Annotated in this window: 29 protein-coding genes and 1 pseudogene; 21 read left to right on the forward strand and 9 right to left on the reverse strand. The window is 37.2% G+C overall.

Translation table 11 applies throughout. From position 1 onward, the window contains the following. Nucleotides 1-422: 422 nt before the first annotated feature. The 5 genes from spxA (at nucleotide 423) to pepF (ending at nucleotide 6547) form a co-directional block, all read left to right on the forward strand. The gene (gene spxA / locus RRV45_RS07760) at nucleotides 423-818 is read left to right on the forward strand and encodes a transcriptional regulator SpxA (protein WP_221844538.1); all 396 of its coding nucleotides are present in this window, start codon (nucleotides 423-425) and stop codon (nucleotides 816-818) included. 253 nt (nucleotides 819-1071) lie between these two features. Beyond that, nucleotides 1072-1734, forward strand: a complete 663-nt coding sequence (gene mecA, locus RRV45_RS07765; protein ID WP_315668249.1) for an adaptor protein MecA — start codon at nucleotides 1072-1074, stop codon at nucleotides 1732-1734. 57 nt (nucleotides 1735-1791) lie between these two features. Continuing rightward, entirely contained in the window at nucleotides 1792-3309 is a 1518-nt protein-coding gene (cls, locus tag RRV45_RS07770; RefSeq protein WP_315668250.1) for a cardiolipin synthase, read from the forward strand. Between the two features lie 107 nt (nucleotides 3310-3416). Then, a complete protein-coding gene (locus tag RRV45_RS07775) occupies nucleotides 3417-4616 on the forward strand; it encodes a competence protein CoiA (protein WP_315668251.1) in 1200 nt (399 codons plus the stop codon). A gap of 113 nt (nucleotides 4617-4729) precedes the next feature. Continuing rightward, nucleotides 4730-6547, forward strand: coding sequence for an oligoendopeptidase F (gene pepF, locus RRV45_RS07780; RefSeq protein WP_315668252.1), 1818 nt, complete (start codon nucleotides 4730-4732; stop codon nucleotides 6545-6547). A gap of 54 nt (nucleotides 6548-6601) precedes the next feature. Here the strand turns inward: pepF and RRV45_RS07785 are convergent, their stop codons facing one another. The 5 genes from RRV45_RS07785 to RRV45_RS07805 form a co-directional block, all read right to left on the reverse strand. Continuing rightward, on the reverse strand, nucleotides 6602-6751 hold the full coding sequence (locus RRV45_RS07785; protein WP_410489368.1) for a hypothetical protein: 150 nt from the start codon (nucleotides 6749-6751) through the stop codon (nucleotides 6602-6604). Between the two features lie 333 nt (nucleotides 6752-7084). Beyond that, complete coding sequence (locus RRV45_RS07790; protein ID WP_315668253.1) at nucleotides 7085-7972, reverse strand: ClpXP adapter SpxH family protein; 888 nt, start codon at nucleotides 7970-7972, stop codon at nucleotides 7085-7087. After that, on the reverse strand, nucleotides 7969-8376 hold the full coding sequence (locus tag RRV45_RS07795) for a globin domain-containing protein (protein ID WP_315668254.1): 408 nt from the start codon (nucleotides 8374-8376) through the stop codon (nucleotides 7969-7971). Before RRV45_RS07795 ends, RRV45_RS07790 begins: the two co-directional genes overlap by 4 nt. Nucleotides 8377-8606: 230 nt before the next feature. Beyond that, complete coding sequence (locus RRV45_RS07800; RefSeq protein WP_315668255.1) at nucleotides 8607-9230, reverse strand: lytic transglycosylase domain-containing protein; 624 nt, start codon at nucleotides 9228-9230, stop codon at nucleotides 8607-8609. A 17-nt stretch (nucleotides 9231-9247) separates the two neighbouring features. Then, nucleotides 9248-9847, reverse strand: a complete 600-nt coding sequence (locus tag RRV45_RS07805) for a CYTH domain-containing protein (RefSeq protein WP_315668962.1) — start codon at nucleotides 9845-9847, stop codon at nucleotides 9248-9250. A 161-nt stretch (nucleotides 9848-10008) separates the two neighbouring features. Between RRV45_RS07805 and RRV45_RS07810 the strand changes: the two genes are divergently transcribed. The 4 genes from RRV45_RS07810 to RRV45_RS07825 all read left to right on the forward strand — a co-directional run bounded on the left by RRV45_RS07810 (nucleotide 10009) and on the right by RRV45_RS07825 (nucleotide 13027). After that, nucleotides 10009-10380, forward strand: a complete 372-nt coding sequence (locus tag RRV45_RS07810; RefSeq protein WP_315668256.1) for a UPF0738 family protein — start codon at nucleotides 10009-10011, stop codon at nucleotides 10378-10380. Nucleotides 10381-10476: 96 nt separating this feature from the next. Then, nucleotides 10477-11127, forward strand: a complete 651-nt coding sequence (locus RRV45_RS07815; protein ID WP_315668257.1) for a GTP pyrophosphokinase — start codon at nucleotides 10477-10479, stop codon at nucleotides 11125-11127. Between the two features lie 166 nt (nucleotides 11128-11293). Next, nucleotides 11294-12088 carry an NAD kinase gene (locus RRV45_RS07820; protein ID WP_315668258.1) on the forward strand — a complete coding sequence of 265 codons (795 nt, stop codon included), beginning with the start codon at nucleotides 11294-11296 and terminating at the stop codon, nucleotides 12086-12088. Nucleotides 12089-12124: 36 nt separating this feature from the next. Continuing rightward, entirely contained in the window at nucleotides 12125-13027 is a 903-nt protein-coding gene (locus tag RRV45_RS07825; protein ID WP_315668259.1) for an RluA family pseudouridine synthase, read from the forward strand. 27 nt (nucleotides 13028-13054) lie between these two features. Here RRV45_RS07825 and prpE read toward each other — a convergent pair whose 3' ends face one another. Further along, nucleotides 13055-13789 carry a bis(5'-nucleosyl)-tetraphosphatase PrpE gene (gene prpE, locus RRV45_RS07830; RefSeq protein ID WP_315668260.1) on the reverse strand — a complete coding sequence of 245 codons (735 nt, stop codon included), beginning with the start codon at nucleotides 13787-13789 and terminating at the stop codon, nucleotides 13055-13057. A gap of 276 nt (nucleotides 13790-14065) precedes the next feature. Between prpE and mgtE the strand changes: the two genes are divergently transcribed. From mgtE to RRV45_RS07850, 4 genes are all read left to right on the forward strand, one after another. After that, a complete protein-coding gene (mgtE, locus tag RRV45_RS07835) occupies nucleotides 14066-15439 on the forward strand; it encodes a magnesium transporter (RefSeq protein ID WP_315668261.1) in 1374 nt (457 codons plus the stop codon). Between the two features lie 78 nt (nucleotides 15440-15517). After that, entirely contained in the window at nucleotides 15518-17380 is a 1863-nt protein-coding gene (locus RRV45_RS07840; RefSeq protein ID WP_315668262.1) for a monovalent cation:proton antiporter family protein, read from the forward strand. Nucleotides 17381-17484: 104 nt separating this feature from the next. Beyond that, nucleotides 17485-18255, forward strand: coding sequence for an enoyl-ACP reductase FabI (fabI, locus tag RRV45_RS07845; protein ID WP_315668263.1), 771 nt, complete (start codon nucleotides 17485-17487; stop codon nucleotides 18253-18255). A 193-nt stretch (nucleotides 18256-18448) separates the two neighbouring features. Beyond that, the gene (locus RRV45_RS07850; RefSeq protein ID WP_315668264.1) at nucleotides 18449-19030 is read left to right on the forward strand and encodes a CotO family spore coat protein; all 582 of its coding nucleotides are present in this window, start codon (nucleotides 18449-18451) and stop codon (nucleotides 19028-19030) included. Between the two features lie 67 nt (nucleotides 19031-19097). Here RRV45_RS07850 and RRV45_RS07855 read toward each other — a convergent pair whose 3' ends face one another. Next, a complete protein-coding gene (locus RRV45_RS07855; RefSeq protein ID WP_315668265.1) occupies nucleotides 19098-19679 on the reverse strand; it encodes a CotY/CotZ family spore coat protein in 582 nt (193 codons plus the stop codon). Nucleotides 19680-19826: 147 nt separating this feature from the next. Between RRV45_RS07855 and RRV45_RS07860 the strand changes: the two genes are divergently transcribed. The 7 genes and pseudogenes from RRV45_RS07860 to RRV45_RS07890 all read left to right on the forward strand — a co-directional run bounded on the left by RRV45_RS07860 (nucleotide 19827) and on the right by RRV45_RS07890 (nucleotide 23614). After that, a complete protein-coding gene (locus tag RRV45_RS07860) occupies nucleotides 19827-20168 on the forward strand; it encodes a DUF1360 domain-containing protein (RefSeq protein ID WP_315668266.1) in 342 nt (113 codons plus the stop codon). A gap of 484 nt (nucleotides 20169-20652) precedes the next feature. Beyond that, nucleotides 20653-21129 (forward strand): sporulation protein, encoded by a 477-nt coding sequence (locus tag RRV45_RS07865; protein WP_315668267.1) that lies wholly within the window; start codon nucleotides 20653-20655, stop codon nucleotides 21127-21129. Nucleotides 21130-21142: 13 nt separating this feature from the next. Continuing rightward, a complete protein-coding gene (gene spoVAC / locus RRV45_RS07870; RefSeq protein ID WP_315668268.1) occupies nucleotides 21143-21619 on the forward strand; it encodes a stage V sporulation protein AC in 477 nt (158 codons plus the stop codon). Beyond that, nucleotides 21619-22638: a stage V sporulation protein AD gene (spoVAD, locus tag RRV45_RS07875; protein ID WP_315668269.1), complete on the forward strand. Its 1020-nt coding sequence runs from the start codon at nucleotides 21619-21621 to the stop codon at nucleotides 22636-22638. Before spoVAC ends, spoVAD begins: the two co-directional genes overlap by 1 nt. 15 nt (nucleotides 22639-22653) lie before the next feature. Next, entirely contained in the window at nucleotides 22654-23010 is a 357-nt protein-coding gene (gene spoVAE / locus RRV45_RS07880) for a stage V sporulation protein AE (RefSeq protein ID WP_315668270.1), read from the forward strand. A gap of 151 nt (nucleotides 23011-23161) precedes the next feature. After that, nucleotides 23162-23248 (forward strand): annotated as a pseudogene (locus RRV45_RS07885) (YjcZ family sporulation protein); the annotation flags it as partial. 111 nt (nucleotides 23249-23359) lie between these two features. Continuing rightward, the gene (locus RRV45_RS07890; protein WP_315668271.1) at nucleotides 23360-23614 is read left to right on the forward strand and encodes a stage VI sporulation protein F; all 255 of its coding nucleotides are present in this window, start codon (nucleotides 23360-23362) and stop codon (nucleotides 23612-23614) included. 54 nt (nucleotides 23615-23668) lie between these two features. Here the strand turns inward: RRV45_RS07890 and RRV45_RS07895 are convergent, their stop codons facing one another. Next, the gene (locus RRV45_RS07895; RefSeq protein ID WP_315668272.1) at nucleotides 23669-25990 is read right to left on the reverse strand and encodes a UvrD-helicase domain-containing protein; all 2322 of its coding nucleotides are present in this window, start codon (nucleotides 25988-25990) and stop codon (nucleotides 23669-23671) included. Between the two features lie 149 nt (nucleotides 25991-26139). Between RRV45_RS07895 and RRV45_RS07900 the strand changes: the two genes are divergently transcribed. Then, the gene (locus RRV45_RS07900; protein ID WP_315668273.1) at nucleotides 26140-26409 is read left to right on the forward strand and encodes a hypothetical protein; all 270 of its coding nucleotides are present in this window, start codon (nucleotides 26140-26142) and stop codon (nucleotides 26407-26409) included. Between the two features lie 49 nt (nucleotides 26410-26458). Here the strand turns inward: RRV45_RS07900 and RRV45_RS07905 are convergent, their stop codons facing one another. Continuing rightward, complete coding sequence (locus RRV45_RS07905; RefSeq protein WP_315668274.1) at nucleotides 26459-26881, reverse strand: GNAT family N-acetyltransferase; 423 nt, start codon at nucleotides 26879-26881, stop codon at nucleotides 26459-26461. Between the last annotated feature and the right edge of the window lie 2 nt (nucleotides 26882-26883).

Raw genomic sequence — 26883 nt, forward strand, 5'->3', positions numbered from 1 at the left:
ATTTTCATTCCTATGAAGGCAATTGAGAATTAATGCGGGCAGGTGATGATTACAATCTTAATAATCGGGTATATACAAATAAGTCGGTCAAAAAAATCATTTGAATAATACGGATCTAGATGCTTCATCATATGTGAATATTATGTGACAGATAAAAAAATATTTTTTTTATGAAACCTTTCTCATACTCATTCGTCTTATATACTAGATTTACAAAAAAGTGATTTGTGTAATGAATAATATAGGCTTTAATCTTATTATAAAAAGATATATCCAAACAGGTATTCTTAGTGTATAATAATTAATATATATTACTTATTTAAAGTAATTGTAATTTAGGGATTAGCTTTATGTTCATTATTAAACAAATAACAATCTATTTTTGATTATATGTCTAAATATTAAGGGAGTGAATTTGTAAAATGGTTACATTATACACTTCACCAAGTTGTACTTCTTGCAGAAAAGCGAAATTATGGCTAGAAGAGCATGATATTGCTTATAAAGAAAGAAATATCTTTTCTGAACCGCTGTCAATTGATGAGATAAAAGAAATCCTGCGTATGACAGAGGATGGAACAGACGAAATAATTTCAACGAGATCTAAAATTTTCCAAAAGCTGGATGTTAATTTAGAAGCGATGCCTCTTCAAGATTTATTTGAATTAATTAAAAAGAATCCCGGGCTGCTTCGCCGTCCGATCATCATTGATGAAAAGAGGCTGCAGGTCGGATATAACGAAGATGAAATTAGACGTTTTCTTCCTAGAAAAGTCCGTACATTCCAGCTTCGTGAAGCACAGCGCTTAGTAAATTAGTAGGACAGGGCCTTCTTTCGAATGAAGAGGGTCCTTTTAATATATATTTAGAAAAGCTATAAAGTTTGAGAAAGCAAAAGAATTTTGCTAAAATGTTAGGACAATTGTTTTATACAATTGAGGGACAAGTGATTAGACACTGGGTGTTTAATGGTTTTTGAAAAGTTGTGACATTTTAATTCCCTTTATATGCTTTTTGTCATAAAATAAAGTACAAGGTGCAATATCTTACTCCGGAAGGGAGAGTTGCAAAATGGAAATCGAAAGAATTAATGATCATACAGTTAAGTTTTATATTTCATATGGTGATATAGAAGAAAGAGGCTTTGAGCGTGATGAAATTTGGTATAACCGTGAACGCAGCGAAGAACTTTTTTGGGAAATGATGGAGGAAGTCCATGAAGAAGAAGAGTTCTCTGTGGAAGGTCCACTATGGATTCAAGTTCAAGCATTAGATAAAGGTTTAGAAATACTTGTTACTAAGGCTCAGCTTTCAAAAGATGGACAAAAATTTGAATTGCCAGTTCCAGATGAGAAATTAAAGGATATTCCAGTGGATGAGCGTATTGAAGAGCTGCTTGACCAACATTTTAATCCAAATTCAGATGATGAATTAGATTACGAGGAAAATCTTGATTTTCTCCTTACATTTAGAGACTTTGAAGATCTTATTTCTCTTTCAAAGCAGCATGGTCTTGATTCCATTCCAACAAAGCTATATTCATTTGAGGGAAGATACTTTTTATTTGTTGAATTTCCTGAGGAAACTTTCACTGAAGAGGATATTGACAATAAGCTGTCTATTTTATTGGAATATGGTCTTGAAACACAGATTACTATTCATCGGGTAGAGGAATACGGAAAACTAATTATCGCTGAAGATGTATTTGAACAACTAAGAACGTATTTTAAATAGAAAATCCGATTTCAGTTTTGAAATCGGATTTTCTTATGGCAAGTGGTAGGTGAGAAAGTGAAAAATACAGTAAGAATTATTTTATTTCTAGGATTAATGGTAGGTCTTGTTTATCTATACGATCATTTTGTCATGCAAACTGGCGGCTATTTAGGCTATATAAGTATTTTGATGTCGCTGTCAGTTATATTTATTGCTTTTGTCATATTTTTAGAAAATCGACATCCTGCTCAAACCGTAACATGGCTTGTCGTATTAGGTAGTTTTCCGTTAGTTGGGTTTATTTTCTACCTCTTATTCGGACGAAACTATAAGAAGGAAAAGATGTTTAGGCGGAAATATATTCTAGATAAACAAACTTTTTTAAGAGTCGAAGGTGAGAATGACCCGTCTAATGAGGATAAAATGAAACAACTGGGGGACCATCAGAGAAAATTGTTTTATTTGGCGCAGAATTTAGGACATAGCCCAATATCCTTTGCCACACAAACAAAGGTTTTAACGAATGGAGAAGAGACCTTTCAGCATATTTTAGAAGCATTACAAGAAGCGACTCACCACATTCATTTAGAGTATTATATTGTACGTCATGACCAAATTGGCCAAGAAATAAAAGATATTTTAATAAAAAAGGCTCAAGAAGGAGTAAAAGTCCGTTTTCTCTTCGATGCAGTTGGTTCGTGGAAACTATCAAGTAAATATATTGATGAATTAAAGAGTGCTGGCATTGAAATGATTCCCTTCGGACCTGTTAGGCTTCCCTTTCTTAGCAGCAAAATAAACTTCCGCAACCATCGTAAAATTATTGTCATTGATGGAAGTATTGGATTTGTAGGCGGGTTAAATATTGGTGATGAATATCTAGGACGAGATGAGAGCTTTGGTTTTTGGCGCGACACTCATTTGTTAATGAGGGGGGAGGCTGTAAGAAGCCTGCAATTGATTTTCCTTCAAGATTGGTATTATATGACAAATAAGAGTATCATATCGCCGGAGTATTTATCCCCTGATTTAGAGGAAAGCATTCATGGGGGAGTACAGCTAATTGCTGGAGGACCAGATAATGAATGGAGCGTTATTAAAAATATCTTTTTCTCCATGATTACATCAGCTGAGAAATCGGTATGGATTGCCTCGCCATATTTTATTCCGGATGAGGATATATTTTCAGCACTTAAAATAGCGGCTTTAAGCGGAATTGATGTAAGACTTCTTGTACCGCAGAAACCTGATAAAAGGATCGTTTTCTATGCATCTCGCTCATACTTTCCAGAATTGCTGGAAGCAGGTGTAAAGATCTTTGAATATAAGAAGGGCTTTATGCATAGCAAAATTGTCATCGTTGATGAAGAATTAGCATCCATTGGAACATCTAATATGGATATGAGAAGTTTTCATTTGAATTTCGAGGTAAATGCCTTTTTATATCGCACAAGAAGTACTGACAAGCTTGTAAGAGAATATCTAAATGATATCCAATATTCCAATGAAATAAATTTAGAGAAATTCAAAAAAAGGAAGATTGGTTATCGTATTATTGAATCGACTTCAAGACTGTTGTCGCCATTTCTGTAAAGGAGCTGTACCTTCAATGGAACAGCTCCTTTATTATTTATAATAAATCATAAAGGGTTTATAAATTTTTTGTCGAATAGTAGCCTTTAAAGAAGGGAGATGATCTTTTGTTAGTTTCAAAAACAAAGCAAGGAGAATGGTTTAACTTAGCAAGTTATCAAAATCTTGAATTGCTTAGAGAGTTAAGAAAGTCTGAATGCTTCTATTGTCCAGAATGTAACGAGCGGGTCCTATTAAAGGTCGGAACGATAAAAATTCCTCATTTTGCCCATGAAAAAGGTGCCGTATGCTCAGAAAATTATGAAAGAGAATCCGAGTATCATTTAAAAGGAAAGCTTGCCTTATATAAGTGGCTTCAACAGCAGTCCCTGTCTCCCTTGCTAGAACCATATTTTAAAGAAATTGCGCAAAGGCCTGATATTGGGTTTACGCATAATGGTGTCTCATATGCTCTAGAATATCAATGCTCTACGATCCCAGAAGAACTGTTTGTGAAAAGAACAGAAAACTATTATAAAGCGAATATCATTCCTATATGGATCATAGCTGGCAAGAATATTAAACGTAAAGGTCATAACCGAGTTGCTCTTACGAGGTTCGATTATTTATTCGTAACAAAAAAATCTTCAGGAACATGGTTTCTGCCCGCCTATTGTCCAATTACGGACAGCCTCATCCTTATTCACGAAATCCTGCCCGTTACCGTAAAAAATTCCTTAGCGCAATTCTCTGTAGTGAATCTAAAAAGCTCAACTATATCTAATATTTTAAATCCGGGAAACAGCCGTTCAAATAGGCTAGAGGATTGGATTAAGGAAATCAGAAAGGCAAAAAATATCTCGCTTCCTCTATATGGATCAGTCCACAATAAATTCCTCCAAGAGCTTTATTCTCATTCCCTAGCACCATCTATGCTTCCACCCGAAATCGGCTTGCCGGTTCCTCATTTGCATTTTATTGAAACCCCAGCTATTGAGTGGCAAAGCTACTTATTTATCGATGTGCTGAAACATAATAAATTAATATCGATGGAGCAAATTTTTCAATCCTTTAGAAAGAGAGTTCGAAATCGCAAAATAAAAATTAGACAGCTTCCGCAAGCCCCAATGGGAAATGCCTTAATGGCTGTGAGGGAATATATCGATTTACTTATCCAAATAAAAATAATCCAGCCTATTAGCCAAACCTCTTTCAAGATGGTTAACCCGGCCATCAAGCATGATACACTAGGAAACCAGCTTGAGTATGAGAAAATTTTTTACCAAACATATGGAGAAGTTATTAGTAAGAGTTTGAGGTGGGTATGATAAAAATAAAGAGTTAGAAATACAATGAATAGGGAAGGGATTCTATCATTGTAAAGCGAAATAATAATTTGCACCCTTTTTCGGAACACGAAATATTGAATGGAGGATGAAAAATGTCGAGTGAAACAGCTGTTAAAAAGCTCCCTGCGAGAAGTGAAATTAATGTTGAGGACACTTGGAAGCTAGAGGATATATTCCAAAATGATGAAGCATGGGATAAGGAATTCACTGATGTAAAAGCATTAATACCTGGAGCGAGTAAGTATCAAGGAAAGTTAGGGGAAAATGCTAATTTATTATATGAGGCATTACAATATCAGGATCATTTACTCGAACGTCTTGGCAAGCTCTATACATATGCGCATATGAGATATGATCAGGATACAACAAATTCTCATTATCAAGGTATGGACGATCGCATAAAGAATTTATATTCACAGGCTGCTAGCAATCTGGCCTATATTGTTCCAGAAATTCTTGCCGTTAATGAAGAGAAGATTAATGGTTTCTTAGAGGAAAAGAAAGAGCTTCAGCTTTACAGGCAATCGTTAGACGAAATTAATTTACAGCGCCCTCATGTGCTCTCTGCTGAACAGGAGGCATTGCTTGCACAAGCCTCTGAAGTATTTTCTGCTTCCAGTAATACATTTGGGATGCTTAATAACGCTGATTTAGAATTCCCTTCCATTAAGGATGAAACTGGAGATGAGGTTGAGGTTACCCATGGCCGTTATAGCCGATTCCTTGAAAGTGAAGATCAAAGGGTAAGACATGATGCGTTTAAAGCTGTTTATGACACTTATGGGAAATTTCGTAATACGTTTGCCAGCACATTAAGCGGCAACGTAAAAATGCATAATTTCAATGCGAGAATTAGAAACTACAGCTCGGCCCGACATTCAGCCTTAGCTGCTAATAATATCCCAGAATCGGTTTACGATAATCTCGTTGGAACAGTTAATGACAATCTCCATCTGCTGCAGCGCTATGTAAAGCTTCGTAAAAAGGTTCTAGGACTCAGTGAGCTTCATATGTACGATCTGTACACACCTCTTGTTAAAGACATCAAAATGGAGGTTAAGTATGATGAAGCCAAGGATTTAATACTTAAAGGCTTAGCTCCTCTTGGCGCAGATTATTTAAACGTACTGAAAGAAGGCTTTGAAAATCGCTGGGTTGATATTTACGAGAATAAAGGAAAGCGCAGCGGTGCTTATTCATCTGGTTCATATGGGACCCATCCATATATACTAATGAACTGGCAGGATAATATTAATAATTTGTTTACACTGGCACATGAATTTGGACACTCTGTTCATAGTTATTACACAAGAAAGACTCAAAAATATCCATATGGCAATTACTCGATTTTCGTTGCAGAGGTAGCCTCAACATGCAATGAAGCGTTATTAAATGATTATTTATTAAAAACAGTGGACGATGATAAGAAGAGAATTTATTTATTAAATCATTTTTTAGAAGGCTTTAGAGGCACAGTATTTCGTCAAACGATGTTTGCTGAGTTTGAGCATTTAATTCATCAAAAGGTCCAGAATAATGAAGCTCTAACGGCAGAGTCGCTGACATCTGACTACTATGAGCTTAATAAGAAATATTTTGGAGAGGAAAATCTAATCATTGACGAAGAAATCGGATTAGAATGGTCTCGGATTCCTCATTTTTATTATAATTATTATGTTTACCAATATGCGACTGGCTATAGTGCAGCTACCTCATTGAGCAAGCAAATATTAGAAGAGGGTCAGCCTGCAGTTGATCGATACATTGACTTCTTAAAGGCTGGAAGCTCAGATTACCCTATAGAGGTGCTAAAGAAAGCTGGAGTAGATATGACAAGCTCTAAACCAGTTGAGGATGCTTGTAAAGTATTTGAAGAAAAACTTAATGAAATGGAAAAATTACTAGGGTAATGAAAAAAGGAGAATGAAGGTTACAAGGTTCATTCTCCTTATACTATAACAGATTTAAAATCCTTTGAATTTCTTTCGGTCATTAATCGTGATGATGAGAATTAATATGGATAAAAATAATAGCGGTGAACTTATATATATGGGAAACATCTTCATTAGCGCGAAGAAATTTAAGAAAAAAGAAAGTACAATAAAGACAAACATTAGAACAAAAGGAAGCTTTTTCACTTCTTACTCCTCCTGTTAGATTGGTGGCTGCCCTAATGACAGGCAAGATAGTTATTACATTATATTCTGTTGTCCATCTTATATGATGTGTATTTGACAATATTGTGAAATTACGCACAAACTTATTGCGGACTCCATAAATTCATGTTATATTACAGACATGAAGTTGATCACACAAACACCTACCCCTTGTTTGACCGTGAAAGATTTCTCCCATCCCCTTTTTTCGTATTAAATATAAAAAAAGACCATGCTGACTAAATTAGTCAGTATGGTCTTTTTTTGTAATGAGTTATTAAAGTAATGAGTTCAATCTTTCTCTAATGAAATAAACTTCCAAAACATACCGTACTTGACGGGGATTTGCTCGACTATTTGCTTTAATTGCAGCTTTTTCATTTCACGGTCTACTTCATTGATTGTCATGTTGTAGACAACGGCAATTTCCTTGGAGGCCACGAATTTAAAATACTTTAGAAAGACCTCTAAAGGAGGGGGAGCTGAGCGTTCAGGCTTATCTAACAGCATTTCCTCTAATATTTGTTCATACACCTCATATGGATAATAACCGGTAATCTTTATTCCTTCGTCCTCAATATTTTCGTTAAAAAAGACGAGGGTGGGGATTTCATGTACATCCATTTCTGCTGTAATTTTTAAATCGCATTGAAATGCCTTCGCTGCACTATCTGAATGAATATCAGAGATAAATTCCGGAACATCCAGACCTACACTTTCAGCACATTCCCTTAATACATCCAGACTTGAGACGTTTTGCTTTTGCAAGAATAACACTTCCTGTAATTTTCGCAAAAACCGTATTCCTGCTCTTCTGCCTTGCAGCTCTGCAGCTTTAATGGCAACTGATGCAAGATGTGGAGATGAAATAGGATTTTCAAACCAAAGGTTTCCGTCACAAGACATTCCTGTACGGCTTGCTGTTTTTTCCCAAAGCTCAGCCATACTTTCATAGGTTTGCTTTCTGCCTATATTTAATGTTGCCAATCTTCCGCTTATAACATGCTTAATGGAAAAATATCGGCCATACTCAATCATGAGCTTTTTTAAGATGGGTTCTAGAGCCCAGCATTCAGGACAAAGAGGATCAATGAACATGTACAATTCAAGCGGCTTTTTCTCACTGCCATGACAATGAGGTGATGGCGACTTTAATTCGAATGATTCCTGATTGTTCACAAGTTCTCACCTTTCATCATTTCATTTTCAGATGTATTAATCATATGCTGTGCAGTTAAAAAGAGTCTGGCATAAAAATCTTCTCTAATTTGTCCTTCCAGTTTAACCTCGTCCATTGCTTCTGTCATACATGAAAGCCACGCCTCAGCCCTCGTTTCGGTTATTGCGAAGGGCAGATGCCGGGCACGAAGCATAGGATGCCCATGTTCAGATGTATATAATGGGGGGCCGCCCAAGTATTGGGTTAAAAATTGCTTTTGCTTTCTTGCCGTTTCAGTTAGATCGTCTGGAAAAATAGGAACGAGATCAGGATGTTGTCCTACGCGGTGATAAAAAGCTTCCACAAGAAGATGAAGCTTCTCTTCTCCAATCGCATCGAACGGTGTATGCATTTTCTCGACCATAATAAAAAATCTCCCTTATTTGAGTTATCTAAATACTCATTTTTTTTAAGCCAGCTTGGACAAAAAGAAAAATGAATGGCGTTTGATAATTGTAATCTGTTTACATTCTATCAATGTAGGATTTTTAACTCAAACAAATAGCTTTCAAAAATTCTCAATGGGCATAATTTAGGGCACCCACCTTTAGACTTACACAAAAAAATGTCTATTGGGACAATAGACGGAGGGAGTTAGGATAGAAAGGCACTTTTTATTTTTCGGACGTAATTTATCGTTTCTTTGAATGGAGGAATCCCTCCGTGTTTATCGACATTTCCTGGTCCAGCATTATAGGCTGCCAAAGCTAGTTCAATATCTTCATCATATTTATTAAGCATTTGACGCAAATATTTCGCTCCGCCATAAATATTTTCCTGGGGATCAAACACATTCTTCACACCCAATGACTTTGCTGTTTCAGGCATAAGCTGCATCAATCCAGAGGCGCCTGCATGGCTAATCGCAGACGGATTAAAGTTCGATTCCTGCTTTATGACTGATTTAAGCAATTTGAATGGAATACGGTAAAGATCTGCTGCCTTTTCAATAATTTCATCAAAAGCTGTTTGGTTTCCGGAACCTGACAGCTTAGTAAGCATAAATGGAGGCAAAGCTGGCCCATTTATCACCGTTGAAGAGCTGCTTGCGGTTTGATCGGCGAACTTCTCAACAGATGAATTAGGTACATTAGCTTCTTGATATAATTGAACCAGCAGCTCCTGGAATAATTGGCTATTTTCAGAAGGAGTTCCAGAGCGGTTAAAATTTTTTAGTGCCTGCAAGTCTAGCATTATTTTCAATTGCTCTACATTCATGATTATTGTTCTCCTTTTTAAAAACCGGTTTGCTGATTGTATTTTTCATTATAAAAACGCATAATTTTATTGTCAGTTTTGCGAATAGGTATTTCTAAATGTAATAGCAGGGCTGAAAATACTTCCATGCCTTTCTCTCTATTACTTACTTCATATTCTATCTCAAAATCCTCTTTATTTAAATAAAAACTATGATCCAATACGATTAGTCCATCCTTATAATCTGTTTCAGCTCTGTTCGTTGTTAAAGAGCCAAAATACTTTATGAGGTTTGGATCAATATTCATTTCCTCAATTAACAATCTAATTGATTCAACCATAATTTTTCCCGAATGGAACATGTTCTCAGCCATCTCTTCGGTAATATTTTCATTTGTTTCAAGAAGACCATCCCTGTATGGTTGCTTAAGAGTTAGTTCAAATCGATTATTCTTTGTTCTAATTCTAAGAGCACAACCGGCCTTTTTTAAAGCAAAATCCTTTGTATCAAAATAATGATTTTCTTGAGTAAAAAAATTTTCATCGTTAAAATGTAAGTAATTTTTTAACTTATTAAATTCATTTTTTGTTAGTATGTTTTTTAATTCAATTTCAATTGTTTGGGACAAATTTTTCATTCCTTTCAAAGGTTCACAATCTAATTATCACCTTCTTAATTGTTTACTGCAATTCGTATAGGAAATTTAATTGCTAAAATTAGAATTTGCAAAATACTTATATTAGGGTTTTATTGCCTGTAAATCTGCGATAAAATAAGGTAAGTTTGGAGGTAGAGAAGATGACAAAGAAAATATCAATAATCGATGCAGTTTTTAGGGAGAATGAAAGGGAAATAGAAATTATAGCAGAAGAAGGTTACTCCATTAATGATTTAAAGCCGATGGAGCAAATGTTAGTTGATTCAGATAATCTTTCCTTTATTTACATAACAGACATGAATGATGAGTATACATATTTAGCAATTCCGCATTCCATATGGTCACAGCTTAAGAGTGCATTGGACTTAGAGTATAGAGTATATTTAACAGATCGCAATGAACGAATCCATCTTCCGGGATTTATTGAAGAGTTAAGCTATTTAATTGAAAATATTAAAGGGAATAGTAATTACGGAGAGGAAATGGTTGAAAAAGTCGAAAGCGTTTTTTAACCAATTGAATAATCATCCGCCCATACAAATCTAGCCTAATTTCATTTTAGGAACAGATTTTATTAAGACAATTATTTCGGATGAGGTGTTGATGAAGTGAAAAATTGGGATCAATTTTTAGCTCCATATAAGCAAGCTGTAGAAGAATTGAAGATAAAGCTAAAAGGAATGCGGAAACAATTTGAACAAGAGGGCACACACTCACCAATTGAATTTGTGACGGGTAGAGTCAAGCCTATTGCAAGTATTCTTGATAAGGCTAATCAAAAGAGCATACCGTTAAATGTTTTAGACACTGAGATTCAGGATATTGCAGGACTACGCATGATGTGCCAGTTTGTGGACGATATAAAAAAGGTTGTTGAATTGTTAAGAAAGCGAAATGATTTTGAAATTGTGGAAGAAAGAGATTATATTTCTCATAAGAAAGTGAGCGGCTACCGTTCCTATCATGTTGTCATTCGCTATCCAGTTCAAACGATCAACGGAGAAAGACAAATTTTAGCTGAGATTCAAATTCGTACGCTCGCCATGAACTTCTGGGCTACCATTGAACATTCGCTAAATTATAAGTATAAGGGCCAATTTCCTAAGGATATTCAAATGAGACTTCAAAGGGCAGCAGAAGCAGCATTCATGCTCGATGAAGAAATGTCGCTTATCCGCGGAGAGATTCAGGAAGCCCAAGCATTTTTTTCAAGAAATAAGGAACAGCAAGGCAACAACCTTGATTCGCATCAAGAATAAACTTCACTGAGGGTGCTTCATGAGCCTTGCGATGAGCTGAACAATTCTTCCTTGAATACGCTATGGCGCAGGAGCACTTATTTAATCATTTATGGGAGGTTAACCTTGTTCAACAATACTTAATAACAAAGCTGATGATAAATATCCATAAAGGAGAATTATTGAGATGAAATTTGCCATTACCTCGAAAGGCGATAACAAATCAAATGCACTCATGCATAAAATGAGAACTTATTTATTGGATTTCGATCTTATTTATGATGAAGAGCAACCTGATATTGTCGTCTCAATAGGCGGGGATGGCACCTTATTGTATGCTTTCCATCGCTATACTGGCCGTTTGGACAAAACAGCTTTCGTTGGAATTCATACGGGTCATCTAGGCTTTTATGCGGATTGGGTGCCCGAGGAAATTGAAAAACTTGTGATAGCGATTGCGAAAACACCTTATCAGGTCAGTGAATATCCACTCCTTGAGGTTATCATTCGTTATCAGCACGGTGGAAGAGAAACTCGTTATCTTGCCTTAAATGAATCAACGGTTAAGGCGGTTGATGCTACCCTTGTTATGGATGTAGAAATTCGCGGCCAGCATTTTGAGCGTTTTAGAGGAGATGGATTATGCGTTTCAACTCCTTCAGGGAGTACAGCCTATAATAAGGCATTAGGTGGTGCAATTCTTCACCCTTCCTTATCTGCTATTCAGCTAGCTGAAATGGCTTCAATCAATAATAAAGTATTCCGGACTGTCGGCTCTCCGCTTGTCCTTCCTGCTCACCATACATGTATGTTAAAACCGGTTAATAGTCCTGATTTTCAAATTACAATAGACCATTTAAATTTGCTGCATAAAGATGTAAAATCGATTCAATTCCGAGTGGCTGATGAAAAGATTCGTTTTGCCCGCTTTCGTCCGTTCCCATTCTGGAAAAGAGTTCATGATTCATTTGTGGCTGATTAAAGTAGTTATGAAAGAAAAAGGTGGACAAGATTAGGGATGTCAAGATTTGAACTCATGTGGCACATAACCTCAGAGGACGAAAATAAAAACATCAAAGATTTTTTATATGAAAAGGAAATCTCGAAAACGTCTTTAACCGATATAAAATTTAAAGGTGGTTTTATTTCTGTAAATGGAAAAGAAGCAACGGTCCGTTATTCTCTAAAAGAGGGTGACAGCCTGATTATTGGATTTCCTGAAGAAATTCCAAGTGATGGGGTTAGAGGGGAAAAGCTTCCGCTAAACATATTGTATGAAGACGACTATTTACTAGCTGTAAATAAGCCTGCTGGCATGAGCACAATTCCCTCAAGGGAGCATCCTACCGGCAGCCTCGCCAATGCTTTAATCGGCTATTATCAGCAAATTGGTTTAAAAGCGACTACCCATATCGTAACAAGACTTGATCGCGACACATCTGGAATCGTCCTAGTAGCTAAGCATCGGCATATCCATCATCTGTTTAGCAAGCAACAAAAAGCTGCCATGATACATAGAGAATATGAAGCACTTGCAGAAGGTGTACTGACAGAAGAGTACGGTGTAATAAAGCAGCCTATTGCCAGGAAAAAGGATAGTATTATTGAAAGAGAAGTTAGTGCTAAAGGGCAATATGCCTGTACTCATTATGAGGTTATTCGCAAATATCGGTCATTTACTCATGTGAAATTAAGACTTGAAACAGGGCGTACCCATCAAATCCGGGTGCACATGTCCTATTTAGGCCATCCTTTGCTCGGAGATGATCTCTATGGAGGAAAGCTTGACTTACTTTCACACCAGGCCCTGCATTGCAGCAAGCTTTCGTTTGTTCATCCTATTACGGAAGAAATGCTTACTTTCAATCAGGAATTGCCGGATGATCTAAGAAAAATCCTTAAGAAGGAGGGTGACTGTTAATACGGTCACCCTTTACCTTTGTTAATGCTAAATTTTTCGAAACTTTTCTTCTACAAGCGGCATTGTTGATGGTACGGACACGATCTCCATTTCCGGGTATTTGAGAGCGGATAATTTGTTTCCAAATACAGCTCCTGTGTCGATATTGTAAGTATTATTAACGATTCTGACATCCTTAACAGGCGTGTGACCATATACAATTACTGCTATTCCATGATAGTGTTGAGCCCAATCTCTTCGGACAGGTGAGCCATCCGGATTTTTTTCTCCGGTAATATCTCCATATAGCACAAAGGTTTTTACCTTTTCTGAGTGCTGGCCAATATAGTCTTCACGTATGCCTGCATGGGCAATGACTAGCTTCCCTTCATCTAACACAGCATATAGCGGCGCCTCTTCATACAATTTCATGAATTTTTCCCGAATGATGTTTTGGCTTTTCATATCAAGAGAATCATATTCAGCAGCGGTCGTTTCAAGACCGTGGGTAAGCTGAACTTTATTCCCTAGGAAGAATCGGTAAAGCTTGTTGCAATGATTGCCAGGTACATAATAGGCATTGCTTTCATTAACAAGCCTGTAGACAGTTTCCGCTACTCTTAAAGAGTGTGGGCCACGGTCTGTTAAGTCCCCTACGAAGGCTAATTTTCTGCCACTGTCATGGATGGGTATGCCCTTCTCCCAGCTGTAGCCAAGCTTAATTGTAAGCTCCTTAAACTCATGAAAACATCCGTGGATATCTCCTATAATATCAATCTTCATACGATACTCCTTTTTTACTTTTATCATATCAATAAATTATGAACTTATCCTTGCCATCTAAACAGAATTGTACAATTATCATTATGAGCCATGTTAGCTCATGATATGAATTGGGTAAAAGAGGGGAAAGTAACGAGGAAGAAACTTTTTTTAATGGTTGCTGTGCTAGGAAAATGGTTATGTTTTCCTTAAATCAAGCGACAAGAATGTTGAAATTTGCTAGTATTATGGAGTATTCAGGCGTATATGTTTTACGAAGAGAGGAGGCTATGAAATATGGAGGAAGCTTTTAACGAGAAAGCCACTCACCATTTGAACAGGGAATTGCTCATCGATTCTTTACAAAATGAAGATATAGGAACATTCCGGGATGAGTTTCTAGAGCTGCATCCTTATGATCAGGCTTCATTTTTTAAGGAATTAGATGAAGATACGCGAGAAAGAATTTATCATTATCTTTCTCCTGAGGAAATGGCTACACTATTTGAAAATCTAGAAATAGATGATGAGAGCTACCAAGATGTGTTGGCAGAAATGAATCCAGCCTATGCGGCCGAAATGATTTCAAAAATGTATGTTGATGATGCGGTTGATGTACTAAATGAGCTTGAGAAAGATCAGGTTGTCAGCTATTTAACGATTATGGACGAAGAGGCTGCACAGGAAATAAAGGATCTGCTTCATTATGAGGAATATACAGCCGGAAGTATTATGACAACGGACTTTGTCTCCATAGCAGCTAATCAAACAGTACGGTCTGCTATGTATATACTAAAAAAAGAAGCGCCAAAGGCCGAAACGATTTATTACATCTATGTTCTCGATGAGGAAGAAAGACTTGCCGGAGTTGTTTCATTAAGAGATTTAATTGTGAATGATGATGACACGATGATTTCAGAAATAACAAATGAAAGAATTGTCTCCGTATCCGTTGGCGATGATCAGGAGGAGGTTGCCCGGAAAATTAAAGACTATAATTTTCTAGCGCTTCCTGTTGTCGACTTTCAAAACCATCTGTTAGGTATTATAACTGTTGATGACATTATGGATGTTATGGAAGAAGAGGCGTCTGATGATTACTCGAAGCTTGCTGCTGTGTCAGACATGGCTACAATTGACCGCAGTCCGTTTTCAGCTGCACGCAAGAGACTGCCATGGCTCATTATCCTTCTGTATCTTGGAATGGGGACTGCAAGCCTAGCAGCACGCTTTGAAGGGACTTTAGAGAAGGCGGCAATATTAGGGGCATTCATAACATTAATCGCCGGAATGGCTGGGAACACTGGAACACAGGCACTAGCCGTTGTAGTACGTGGGATTGCTACGGGTGATCTGGAAAAAGAGAGCAAACTCAAATTAATTTATCGAGAAGCTGGTACCGGCTTAATCACTGGAACGATTTGTGGAGTCCTTGTCACAATGACCATTTTTATTTGGAAAGGCAATTTATATTTGGGAATACTAGTTGGAGTTTCTATTTTCTGCACCTTAATTATTGCAACTTTAGCAGGTGCAATCATTCCACTAGCTATGCACAAATTCAGAATTGATCCAGCTGTCGCTTCTGGTCCCTTCATCACCACAATCAATGATATTATCAGTATTTTAATTTACTTTAGCATCGCAAATATGTTTTTGGGATTTTTATAGGTGCCAGGCACCGATTGTGGACAGTTTGGTATTTTTTGTGTTTATAGGGTGGACACTTACTGAATAAGGAGGAATTAGATGGAAGAACATGGAGTTTCAGTAGCATCATTGGTCATTGTGATCATAATAGCTTTCATAACGCCGATATTATTGCATCGGCTAAAGATTAATTTCATACCCGTTGTCGTTGCAGAAATATTGATGGGGCTTGTTATTGGAAAAAGCGGCTTTAATCTTGTGCAGCCTGATATGTGGCTTGAGACTCTTTCAACACTGGGCTTTATTTTTCTTATGTTTCTTAGCGGACTGGAAATTGACTTTACTGCATTCTCTGGAAATAAGAAGCGCGAAAAGCTGCCAAGCGGGAAATTAGAGCCTAACTCATTTTCTGCATCGTTCATTATATTTGCAGGGATATTTCTTATTTCATTAGGGCTTTCATATTTATTCGTATTAGCTGGATTTATTGAGAATGCCTTTTTGATGACTTTAATTATTTCAACTATTTCATTAGGTGTTGTCGTTCCAACTTTAAAGGAAGCTCATCTCATGAAAACTGGGATAGGTCAAATTATCTTATTAGTTGCCGTAATTGCTGACTTAGTTACGATGATTTTATTAGCCGTCTTTGTTTCTCTATATGATGGAGGAGAAGGAAATGTGTGGTTGCTGCTTATCCTCTTTGCTGCTGGAGTACTCTTGTATTTTGTCGGAAGACGATTTAAAAATGGGAAATTTTTCGAGACGATGTCGACTGGAACTGTTCAAATAGGCACGCGAGCAGTATTTACTTTAATCATCCTGCTAGTTGCAGTATCTGAATCAGTTGGAGCAGAGAATATTCTCGGTGCTTTCCTTGCTGGTGTACTTGTATCCCTCCTGGCTCCTAATCAAGAAATGATTCATAAGCTTGATTCTTTCGGATATGGCTTTCTAATTCCAATATTTTTTGTGATGGTCGGTGTTGACCTAAACATTTGGTCATTATTAAGCGATAAACAAATGCTCATGCTGATACCGCTCCTGCTTATTGCCTTACTAGTTTCTAAACTTGTACCTGTTTACTTATTAAAGAGATGGTATGATATGAAAACGGTTGTGGCTTCAGGTTTTCTTTTGACATCGACTTTGTCATTAGTAATTGCGTCCGCAACAATCGGTGAAAGAATTGGGGTCATTACGGCCGAAATGAGTGGAACATTAATTTTAGTTGCCATTATTACGAGTGTATTCACCCCTGTTGTTTTTAAAAAATTATTCCCAAGGGAGGCAAATACTCAAAAAACATTAACGGTAGCATTTATCGGTGCAAATCAGCTGACACTTCCAGTCTATCGGGAACTTAATTCAAGCCTTTATAAGGCGATCCTTTATCATAAAAAACAGGAGAAGGCTGATAAAAATATCGCAGATTCCTTATTTGATATTGTAGAATTGGATCATTATTCCATTGACACTCTAGAGGAAAAGAATGCGCTGAACGCAGATATTGTTGTGATCTCTACAGGAGACGAAGAATTGAATGCTACACTTGCCATAGCTGTTAAGGAGCAGGGAGTTGAGAGGGTTATTTGCCGACTTGAAAGCCCCGATCTTCAAGAAAGCATGAAGGAGCATGATGTTGAGGTTTTTTCTGTATTATTGTCACAAAAAACTTTGCTGAGAGCATTAATCGAAACCCCGAGTGTAATGGATATATTAACGAATCAGGAAAATGCCTTGTATGAAATCGAAATGCTTAATGATCAATTTGAGGGTATGACTTTAAGAAAGTTTCCGTTTACCGGGGATGTCATTTTTGTGAGGATTTTTAGAGGACATGATTCCATTGTCCCTCATGGGGAGACAGAGCTTCAATTAAATGATCGATTAATCGTAACTGGAACGAAAGAATATGTTGATGAATTAAAACGGGAGCTTGAATTTTGTGATTGGTGTTAGAAATAAAACCATTTTCAACTACTTTCTTTCATTTTTCTAAATATTATAGTAAAATTAGGACTAGGTACTAATAACGTGTAATAATACTTAGGGGGCTGGAAAGAATGACTCTTTCTTTAAATGGAAAAACCTTTGTTGTCATGGGTGTAGCCAATAAGCGCAGTATCGCATGGGGGATTGCAAGATCCCTTCATAGTGCGGGCGCCCGTTTAATATTTACATATGCGGGTGAACGGCTAGAGGGAAGTGTTCGTGAGCTAGCAGAATCTCTTGAAGGGGCAAATTCCCTTGTCCTGCCTTGTGACGTAACAAATGACCAGGATATTGACAAATGCTTTGCAGAAATTAAAGAGCAGGTTGGTACAATTCACGGACTTGCACATTGTATTGCTTTTGCTAACAAAGAGGAACTTCAAGGCGATTACATGAATACTACGAGGGACGGGTTTTTACTGGCACACAATATTAGTTCTTACTCATTAACAGCAGTAGCGAAGGTTGCGAAGGATTTAATGACAGAGGGAGGAAGCATCGTTACCTTAACGTATTTAGGCGGTGAGCGTGCGATCAAAAATTATAACGTAATGGGTGTTGCGAAAGCTTCACTTGATGCAAGTGTTAAGTATTTAGCTAATGATCTTGGTAAATCCGGTATTCGCGTTAACTCTATTTCAGCAGGTCCTATTCGGACACTATCAGCAAAAGGGGTAAGTGATTTCAACTCCATCTTAAAAGAAATCGAAGAACGCTCTCCGTTACGTAGAACAACAACCCCGGAAGAGGTTGGAGATACAGCTGCTTTTTTATTTAGTGATCTATCTCGCGGAATCACTGGTGAAAATATTCATGTTGATTCAGGCTTTCATATTGTATAAGACTATAATTAGTTAGCCTTTAATTTAAGTGATTTTAATTAACTGCCCGCTCACACGCTGTGAAGCGGTTTTTTTTCGTAAAAGAATGCCCGTAAAGCATTATCTGTTAGAGAATATTCTTCATATAGGAAACGAAATCCCTTACTTTGCATACATATAGGATGAACCCATTTGTATGTGGAGGTGGATAAATATGCCCAAAAAGAAAGAAAAAGAACCATTTTTTCATATAACACAGCCTGGAATAAAAATCCCACAAGCGAATATGCAGGAAATTTTCTCAAGTAAAAAAGCTGAAAAGCAAAAGAAAGATCACTCTGCTCATCCAAAAGGAAAAGATCAGAAAGAACATGAATTGAAGGAGGAAAAGACACTAAGCGAACAAGTTGAGAGTAAGTTGAAAGATGCAGCTTTGGCAGGCAAGGATAGTGAAAAAAAGGTTCAAGAAATAATTGAAAATTTTGAGGCTGAAAATAGCAATAAAGAAGGTGATTCTCCCTTTGCATCCCATATTAAAAGGAAGCCAGGCCCATCTTTTAAAAGGCTAAAAAGCTTTAAAGATATGAACACGATCGAGAGATTAAATTATTTAATTGATTTTCCAAAGCAATTACCGCCTGTTCCTTGTATTTTTGAAACAGAGAAAGAATCATGGAGAGGAATACTTGTCGGAAAAGCAGAGGAAACCATTGAAATTAAAATGTTCGATGGGAAAACGAAATCCATTGAAATTCAAACATTAAAAGAAATACGAATGTCAGGTTTAAGAAAATAAAATAAAATAAAATAAAATAAAAAATAGCCAGCCGCATAAAAACGACTGGCTCCTTTTTTGTATCATTTTATTGACAAACTCTTAAATCTACATCGGCGATACATTGTACAGCGCAGAAGCATTTTAAATCAACTGTAATACAGTCATTAGTACTGCGGAAATTGTCTACATCGCAAACTTTTGATAAATCAATGCAGCAGTCTTTTACTAAGTTCACAGTTTTAACGTTTTGCATTTGGTTTTGCCCTTGCTGATCTCTATCTCCTCTGTTTTCCATCTTAATTGGTTCTAAAACACGAAGAACTGCACAGCAGTTGTCAAATACATCTTCAACGCGGAAGAAAATCGATACGCATGCATTATCTTTATTGTCTTTCCCGTCTCTCCCATCTCTCCCGTTTCTATTTCTGTTACCGGTGAAAAATGCATGGAATGGAGTTCCGTCTGCTGTACTTAAAACGATTACGCGTGTATCCGCGCGCATTGGTCTTCCCTTTGACGAAGGAGAGATTGCTCCAAGCGGTTCTAGAAAGCAGTTGGATGGGCATTCGCATACTTCTTCTGCATTTTCTTGAATATCTTTTATCGCACGGACTACTTCGCATACACAGTTATTGTGTTTGAAGTCGTCTTTTTTTCCACAACTCATTTTAGTTTCCTCCTTATTTGATTCTTGTGATACTACACTAATAACATATTGCTGAAGTGCCCTATGGGTTACGGACAAACGCCTTGTTTTATTAAAAAATAGGCAATTTTTTTACGAAAGGGTGTAAATAGCTTGGAATTATCCCTAATGGAATTACTGATACTAGCCCTGGCAAGCTTTAGACTAACTAGGTTATTGGTCTTTGATAAAATAACAGAATTCTTGAGAAGGCCTTTTTTTGAAGAGCTTGAGGAGAAGAACGAAGCTGGAGAAATTGATATTTATATTACACCGAAAAAAGGCGGCATTCGCGGATTTCTAGGTCAATTACTAAGCTGCTATTGGTGTACAGGTGTTTGGACATCTATAGTAGTGTGTGTTTTGTATATTTACTTTTTAGAAATAGCTGTTCCTATCCTTATTATTCTTGCAGTGGCAGGGCTGGCTGCGATTTTTGAAACAATTGTACAAAAATGGCTGAATGACTAACGAATATAGGCCGCTGATTTACACAAGCAACAATGTTGCTCATACATTATATGAAGGGGAAAAGTAATTGCTAGCCAAATGTAGAAAAAGGAAGTTTATGCGTGAAATTTAGAGATAAAAACTCAGGTAAGGAGTGAATGGCAATATGTATAAAAAAAGTTCTCAACCAATTAAGAATCAGGCTAATCAATCAACAAAGAAGAAAAAAGGTTGTGGATGCGGACAGAAAATGAAGAAAACAAAGTAGTAATAAACAGTCGGAAATTCCGGCTGTTTTTTAATTACAACTGAACCATGTTTTTTTATTTACATAATTTGGTGGTTCGCCAATTCATATTTTTTCTATGAATCGAGGACAATAAATGAAGAAAGGCGGATGCATCAGATTTTTTAGAGAAGTTATCGAGCCAGCTCGATAAAAATCTATGCGAAATTGATTTATGGAGCTGCTTCTGATAACGGACGAGTAAGGAAGGGAAGATTTATGAGGACAAAATTATGCATTATCATTTTCATATTGTCTGCCGGAATAGCAGGCTGTGGTTTAGGGAGTGAAGAGACAAATAAGAGTGAGCTGGCGTTACTAAAGACAACGAATCCTAGTCCGGCATTACTTGAAAGCAATACGAAAGAGAAGCTTGATTTAGTGGAAAGCATCAAACAAGACATCAGTTCTATGAAAGAATTATATGATGTTGCGGTCGTAAAAGGAAAGGAAGATACTCTAGTTGCCTATAAGGTAAAGCATATGTACCGTTTTCAAATGAAAAGGATCGAAAAGAGAATGTCGGATATGCTGGAGAAAAAATATAAGGATGAGAATTTTACGGTCTCCAGTGATTATAAAATTTTTCTTGAAGCTGTAAAGCTAAATGAAAGGATGAAAGACCCTGATTTCTCAGATAAAAAAGCAAATCAAAAGTTGCAAGAAATAATTAAGCTTAAACAAGAAATGGCATAGAAAGGAGAATAAGATGGGAAAGGACCAGAAGAAACTTACACCCGAGCAACAAAAATATCAAACATTGCAGCAAAAGCATGAGCTTAAACGCCCGATCTTAAAAAACTGCCTTAGAGCCTTCTGGGTTGGCGGGGTAATTTGTGCAATTGGACAGGCCATTACGTATTTCTATATATATTTTTTCAACTTTACAGAGCAAACGGCTGGAAATCCAACTGTTGCCACGATGGTATTCCTTTCTATGCTTTTTACAGGTTTCGGTGTTTACGATCATATTGCCCAATACGGTGGAGCGGGAACTGCAGTACCTGTAACAGGCTTTGGAAATGCAGTTATTTCTGCAGCGATTGAACACAAAACAGAAGGGTTCGTCCTTGGTGTCGGGGGAAACATGTTTAAGCTAGCGGGTTCGGTCATTTTATTCGGTGTATTTTCAGCCTTTGTTGTAGCTTCAATCAAAACGATTTTAATTTACTGGGGTGTTTTGTAATGCTTAAAGGAAAGCAATCTTGGGTATTCCATAATCGTCCTATTATTGCCGCAACCGGTGTATCAGGGGGTCCATTTGAAGCAAATGGAAAACTTGCAAATGATTTCGATGTTCTCCACGATGATTTGTGGATGGGGCAGGATTCATATGAAAAGGCGCACCGAGTATTGATTGAAGAAGCCTGCGAAGCAGCCTTAAAAAAAGGCAATCTGCAAGATGATGATGTTCACTTTTATATTGCGGGAGATTTAATTAACCAAATTACCCCAACTAGCTTTAGTGCAAGAACGAATCAAATTCCGTACTTCGGCATATTCGGGGCTTGTTCTACTTCCATGGAGGGTTTAGCACTTGCCTCATTTATAATAAATAATCAAGGTGCCAAATATATACTTACAGGTGCAGCAAGCCATAATGCGGCTGCTGAAAGACAATTCAGATATCCGACTGAATATGGCGGACAGAAGCCCCCAACAGCTCAATGGACAATTACAGGTGCAGGCATGGCCCTTGTAAAAGTAAATGAAGGTAATGAGAAACTTCCCTATACAACTTCTGCAACTATTGGAAAGGTAGTTGATATGGGAATTACTGATCCATTTAATATGGGGGGAGCGATGGCACCAGCCGCAGCAGAAACCATAAAAGCACATTTCAAGGATTTACAATTAGATCCATCATACTACGATTTGATAGTAACAGGGGATTTAGGTCAAATTGGGCAGAGTGCGGCATATGAGCTATTGACGAATGCAGGCTTAAAAATTGAGCGGGATAAATTCCAAGATTGCGGATTAATTATTTATAAAGAGGATCAGCCTGTCAATTCCGGGGGAAGCGGAGCAGGTTGTTCAGCAACTGTTCTTTATGGACATTTGCTGAATCAAATGAAACAGGGTAAATATAGGAGAATTCTAGTAGTGGCTACTGGTGCACTTTTGTCACCATTAACCTTTCAGCAAAACGAGACGATTCCCTGCATTGCTCATGCGGTTTCAATCGAAATGGATAACGAGTGAAGGAGGGATAAACTAATGCTGCCAATGTTCTTTTGGGCTTTTGTCGTTGGAGGTATGATTTGTGTGATTGGCCAATTATTATTTGATGTTGCTAAATTAACACCGGGACATACATTAAGCCTTCTTGTTGTGATTGGAGCTATTCTGGATGGTCTTGGTCTTTATGAGCCATTAATTGATTTTGCTGGTGCCGGAGCTACAATTCCTATAACGAGCTTTGGGAACTCCCTCGTCCATGGTGCGTTGAATGAAGCGGAAAAACACGGCCTGGTCGGAGTATTAACAGGGATGTTTGAGGTCACGAGCTCAGGAATCTCTGCTGCTATCGTATTCGGATTTATCGGCGCCCTTATCTTTAAACCAAAAGGATAAAAAATCCATTACTATTACTTCTTAAAATCATAAGACAAATATAGGAGCTTGCCTACACACCTTATCATCATATTTCATATTGTGTTAAAGACTAAATAAAGTGAGGTGTAAGGATATGGGCTTCGGTTTCGGAGGGTGTGGCTATGGCGGCTACGGCTACGGTGGCGGCTTCCGTTCAAATTTCGTCTTGATTGTTGTGTTGTTTATTTTGTTAATTATTGTTGGTTGCAGCTTCTAACAATTCACGGCAAAAAAACAGGTAGGTGATTTACATTTGCCTGTTTTTTTTCACGTTTTACGCCCAACTTCATACTATATAAAGTAGTTTATGAAAGGGCGTGATCTTACAATGGATAATAATTTCTTTAAAAATATTGAAAAGAAAACTGGCGTTAATATGAAGGATGTATTTGATTTAGCTAATTCGTTACAAAATGCAAATTTTAAAGATGAAAAAACAGTAAGGAGTGTCATTCGAAGAGTATCACAAATTGCAAATAAGCCAGTAAATAAAGAAACTGAGGACAAAATTGTACAGTCAATTGTAGCAGATGGCAAACAGCTTGATTTTGGTACAATTTCACAAATGATTAACAAAAAGTAGAGAAAGGAGGCTGTCCAAAGCAAAGGTGCCATTCACCTTACTGGACAGCCTCTTCTATTGAAGTGTAAATTCCTTCATAGCCATTGTTTGCCTTGGGATACCGGAAAGGAATCTTGAAGGAGAGGCTTGTTTTCCGCGTCTTTTATCTGGAATTGAGATGTACAGGTATTCCATTGCTCTTGTAATTGCTACATACAGCAGCCGACGCTCCTCCTCAATCGTTGAAGAATCTCCATTTCGAAATGCTTCTAATGCATAATCATGAGGCAGATTCCCATCAACAACTCCTAATAGATAAACGACTTTATATTCAAGACCTTTTGCTCGGTGAATCGTGCTCAATGAAATGGCATTTTGATTTTTTTTGCTGAAAGCCTTCATTTCCTTATTCATAGCCCGCATATGATCTGCATGATTTAATAAATCTTCAATTGAAGTAAAGTTCCTTGCCGCAACTTTAAGATCTTTAAGGTCATCAGAGCCTTTCTCCATCTTGTTGCCGTCACTGCCCCGATTTTTAACAAAATCTTGGAACCCAAGCTCCTTTTCAATGACTTCAATAGCTGAAACAGGTGACATTTTTGATAAAGACTGGATCACTTTTACACTCTTTCTCAATTTATTCTCTTGAAAAGAAAAGCCTGTTTTTATATATTTCAGGCATTCAAGCAAGGAGCAATCCTTTAAAATACTTTCTGCGATCAAATCTTTCATCGCTGCTTGCTTGACGAAAAGAGCGGGAAGAATATTCTTTATCGCATCCTGATGATCTTCATTAATAGACAGTTGTAAAAAGCTCAGTATACTTTTCACGATAAAACGGTCATAAAACGACTCCGCGTCCATCTCAATCCTGAAAGGCAGGCTAGAGTTAGTCAATCGTTCGAAAATGGCACGGCTTCCGGTATTTGTACGAAATAATACAACGATGTCATTTGGCTGAAAGCCTTCTGCCATTTTTTCCTGTATATCAGTAACAATTGCCGTTGCTTCTTCTTCTTCATCATAAGGGTAGAAAACAACTGGCAGATTTGTGCCAGATGCTTGAGCTTGCATGTTCTTCGCATGGCGATTTTTATTTTGCTTAATTACTTCATTTGCAGTAGATACAATTTCATGTGAAGAACGGTAATTTTGACTTAATATGACGATTTCTGCTGTAGAAAAGTCTTTTTCAAAATCTAGCAGGTATTGGGGGGTGCTGCCTCGAAAAGCATATATAGATTGGTCATCATCCCCGACTGCACATACATTTTGAGTTAGGGCAGACATCATTTTTATTAATTCATATTGAATTTTATTAATGTCTTGAAATTCATCAATTAGAAAGTATTGAAAACGCTTTTGGTACTTGGCTAGAATATCAGGCTCATTTTGGAATAATGTATAACATCCCAGTAGCATATCATCGAAATCAAACCATTCATTCTTCTTTTTCTCTTGCTCATAAAGCTGATAAAGAAGGGCAACCTGTTCCTCCCAGGCAGATTCAGGTCTGATCTGGTCAGGAGAAATGATGGAATTTTTCCAAAAGCTAATTTGCTGAAGTGCGAGGTCAAAGGCAAATTCCTTCTCATCTAAGTTTAAGGTCCTTCCAGCCTGTTTAATGAGTTGATCACGCTGCCAGCCCTTGCTTAAAAGTTTATCAGCAGACCATTCTTGTGGAGAATGAAAGACTAATATCCGATAGAAAAGACTATGAAAGGTTCCAGAAACAATCTGCTGACTTTTCTTTTCATCGATATTTGGATAGGTGATGAGCCTTTTCTTCATCTCTGAAGCAGCTTTTGCTGTAAAAGTAACAAGCAAAATTGATCTTGGGTCAATTTTATGCTCACTAATCATAAATGCCGTTCTTGCTGTTAATACTCTTGTTTTACCGCTGCCCGCACCAGCTAGAACAAGTAGGGGGCCATTGACACGAGAAACAGCCTTCGCCTGATTAAGATCAAGCACGACACCAGCTTCTTTTAAATCATTTAAATACTGAAAGGACTCATTCATTTCATCTCGTTTGGCTGGAATAAATGGAGTTTGTATTTTCAATGTCTGCGCTTTTTTATATGTGTTTCCAGGTGAATTTTCCGCCGTTACAGATCGGGATTTTGGAATTCTAAATCCATTTTGTTCTTTATATTCTGGCTGTTCTTTTGTCTTTGAGATAAGAAGGTTTGGGGGATCCTCACACTTCTTGTCTTCCTTATGTATATGATAAAAGTAAGGATCCTTTTCAATCCCTATGTAGAACCGAACAGGTTTACCACAGGCTGGACAATGCAGTTTTCCCTTTTTGCCATTTTCATAAATGGATTGGTATAATTCTCGGTTTATTTGATTAATATGAATGATTGCATTATTAAACTTCGCTGTTTTCATCTAGTAATCCTCAACTTTGCCTTTGATTAGACAAACTCTATCATAACAAAAAAGCATATGCCAACGAAAGTTTTTTAAGAAGATGGTCATAAATAGATATCTAATCTCGTAATTCTATAAAAACTGTTTGTTACGAAAAGGAGGAAAAAATGGGGTATATCATTCCTGTCAACCATTATCAGTATAGCCAATATGCAGAGAGAGAGGTGATCAAAAGGTATGACCCTTATCGATTCGTGCCTATAAAACGAATAAAGCCTTCAATTAACCCTCCAGAGCGACAACATCCACAAGAGCCAACTCTTACCCAAACTAACAAAAAAATGTCAAGAATGAATCAGAAAGTATCACATCAAAAAATGGATAGACTGTATGGAGAAATTACAGGGAAGGGACTTCTTTACAGTGATTTTGCCTAATGTTAGCTGATCTCACGAAAAAACTTCTGTCGAGGCGACAGAAGTTTTTTTATATATTTTTTTTCATTGTCCGGTGGGGGATGCCAGCATCTAAAAACTCTTCAGAGATAATATCATAGCCTAACCCACTGTAAAAAGGGATAGCATGAGTTTGTGCATTAAGCTTTAATGAAGGAATGTCGTGCTCTTTTGCATACTCTTCAATTTTCAGCATGATCATTTTTCCCGCGCCGGTTTTCCGTTTGTCTTTTAGGACGCAAATTCTTTCCACTTTCCCAATTCCATCAATTATTCGAAATCTGCCTGCACCTATTGGAGTTTCTCCGTCATATTGAACAAAATGTATGGCGGTGTCATCATACTGATCGATTTCTTCTTCTTCTGGTACCTGTTGTTCTTGAACAAAAACAGTTTTGCGAACAGATAATGCATCCTGTAATTCTTGATGATTTCCTACGACTTTTACAATCATAT

The sequence above is a fragment of the Bacillus sp. DTU_2020_1000418_1_SI_GHA_SEK_038 genome (genome assembly GCF_032341175.1).
Lineage (GTDB): Bacteria > Bacillota > Bacilli > Bacillales > Cytobacillaceae > Cytobacillus.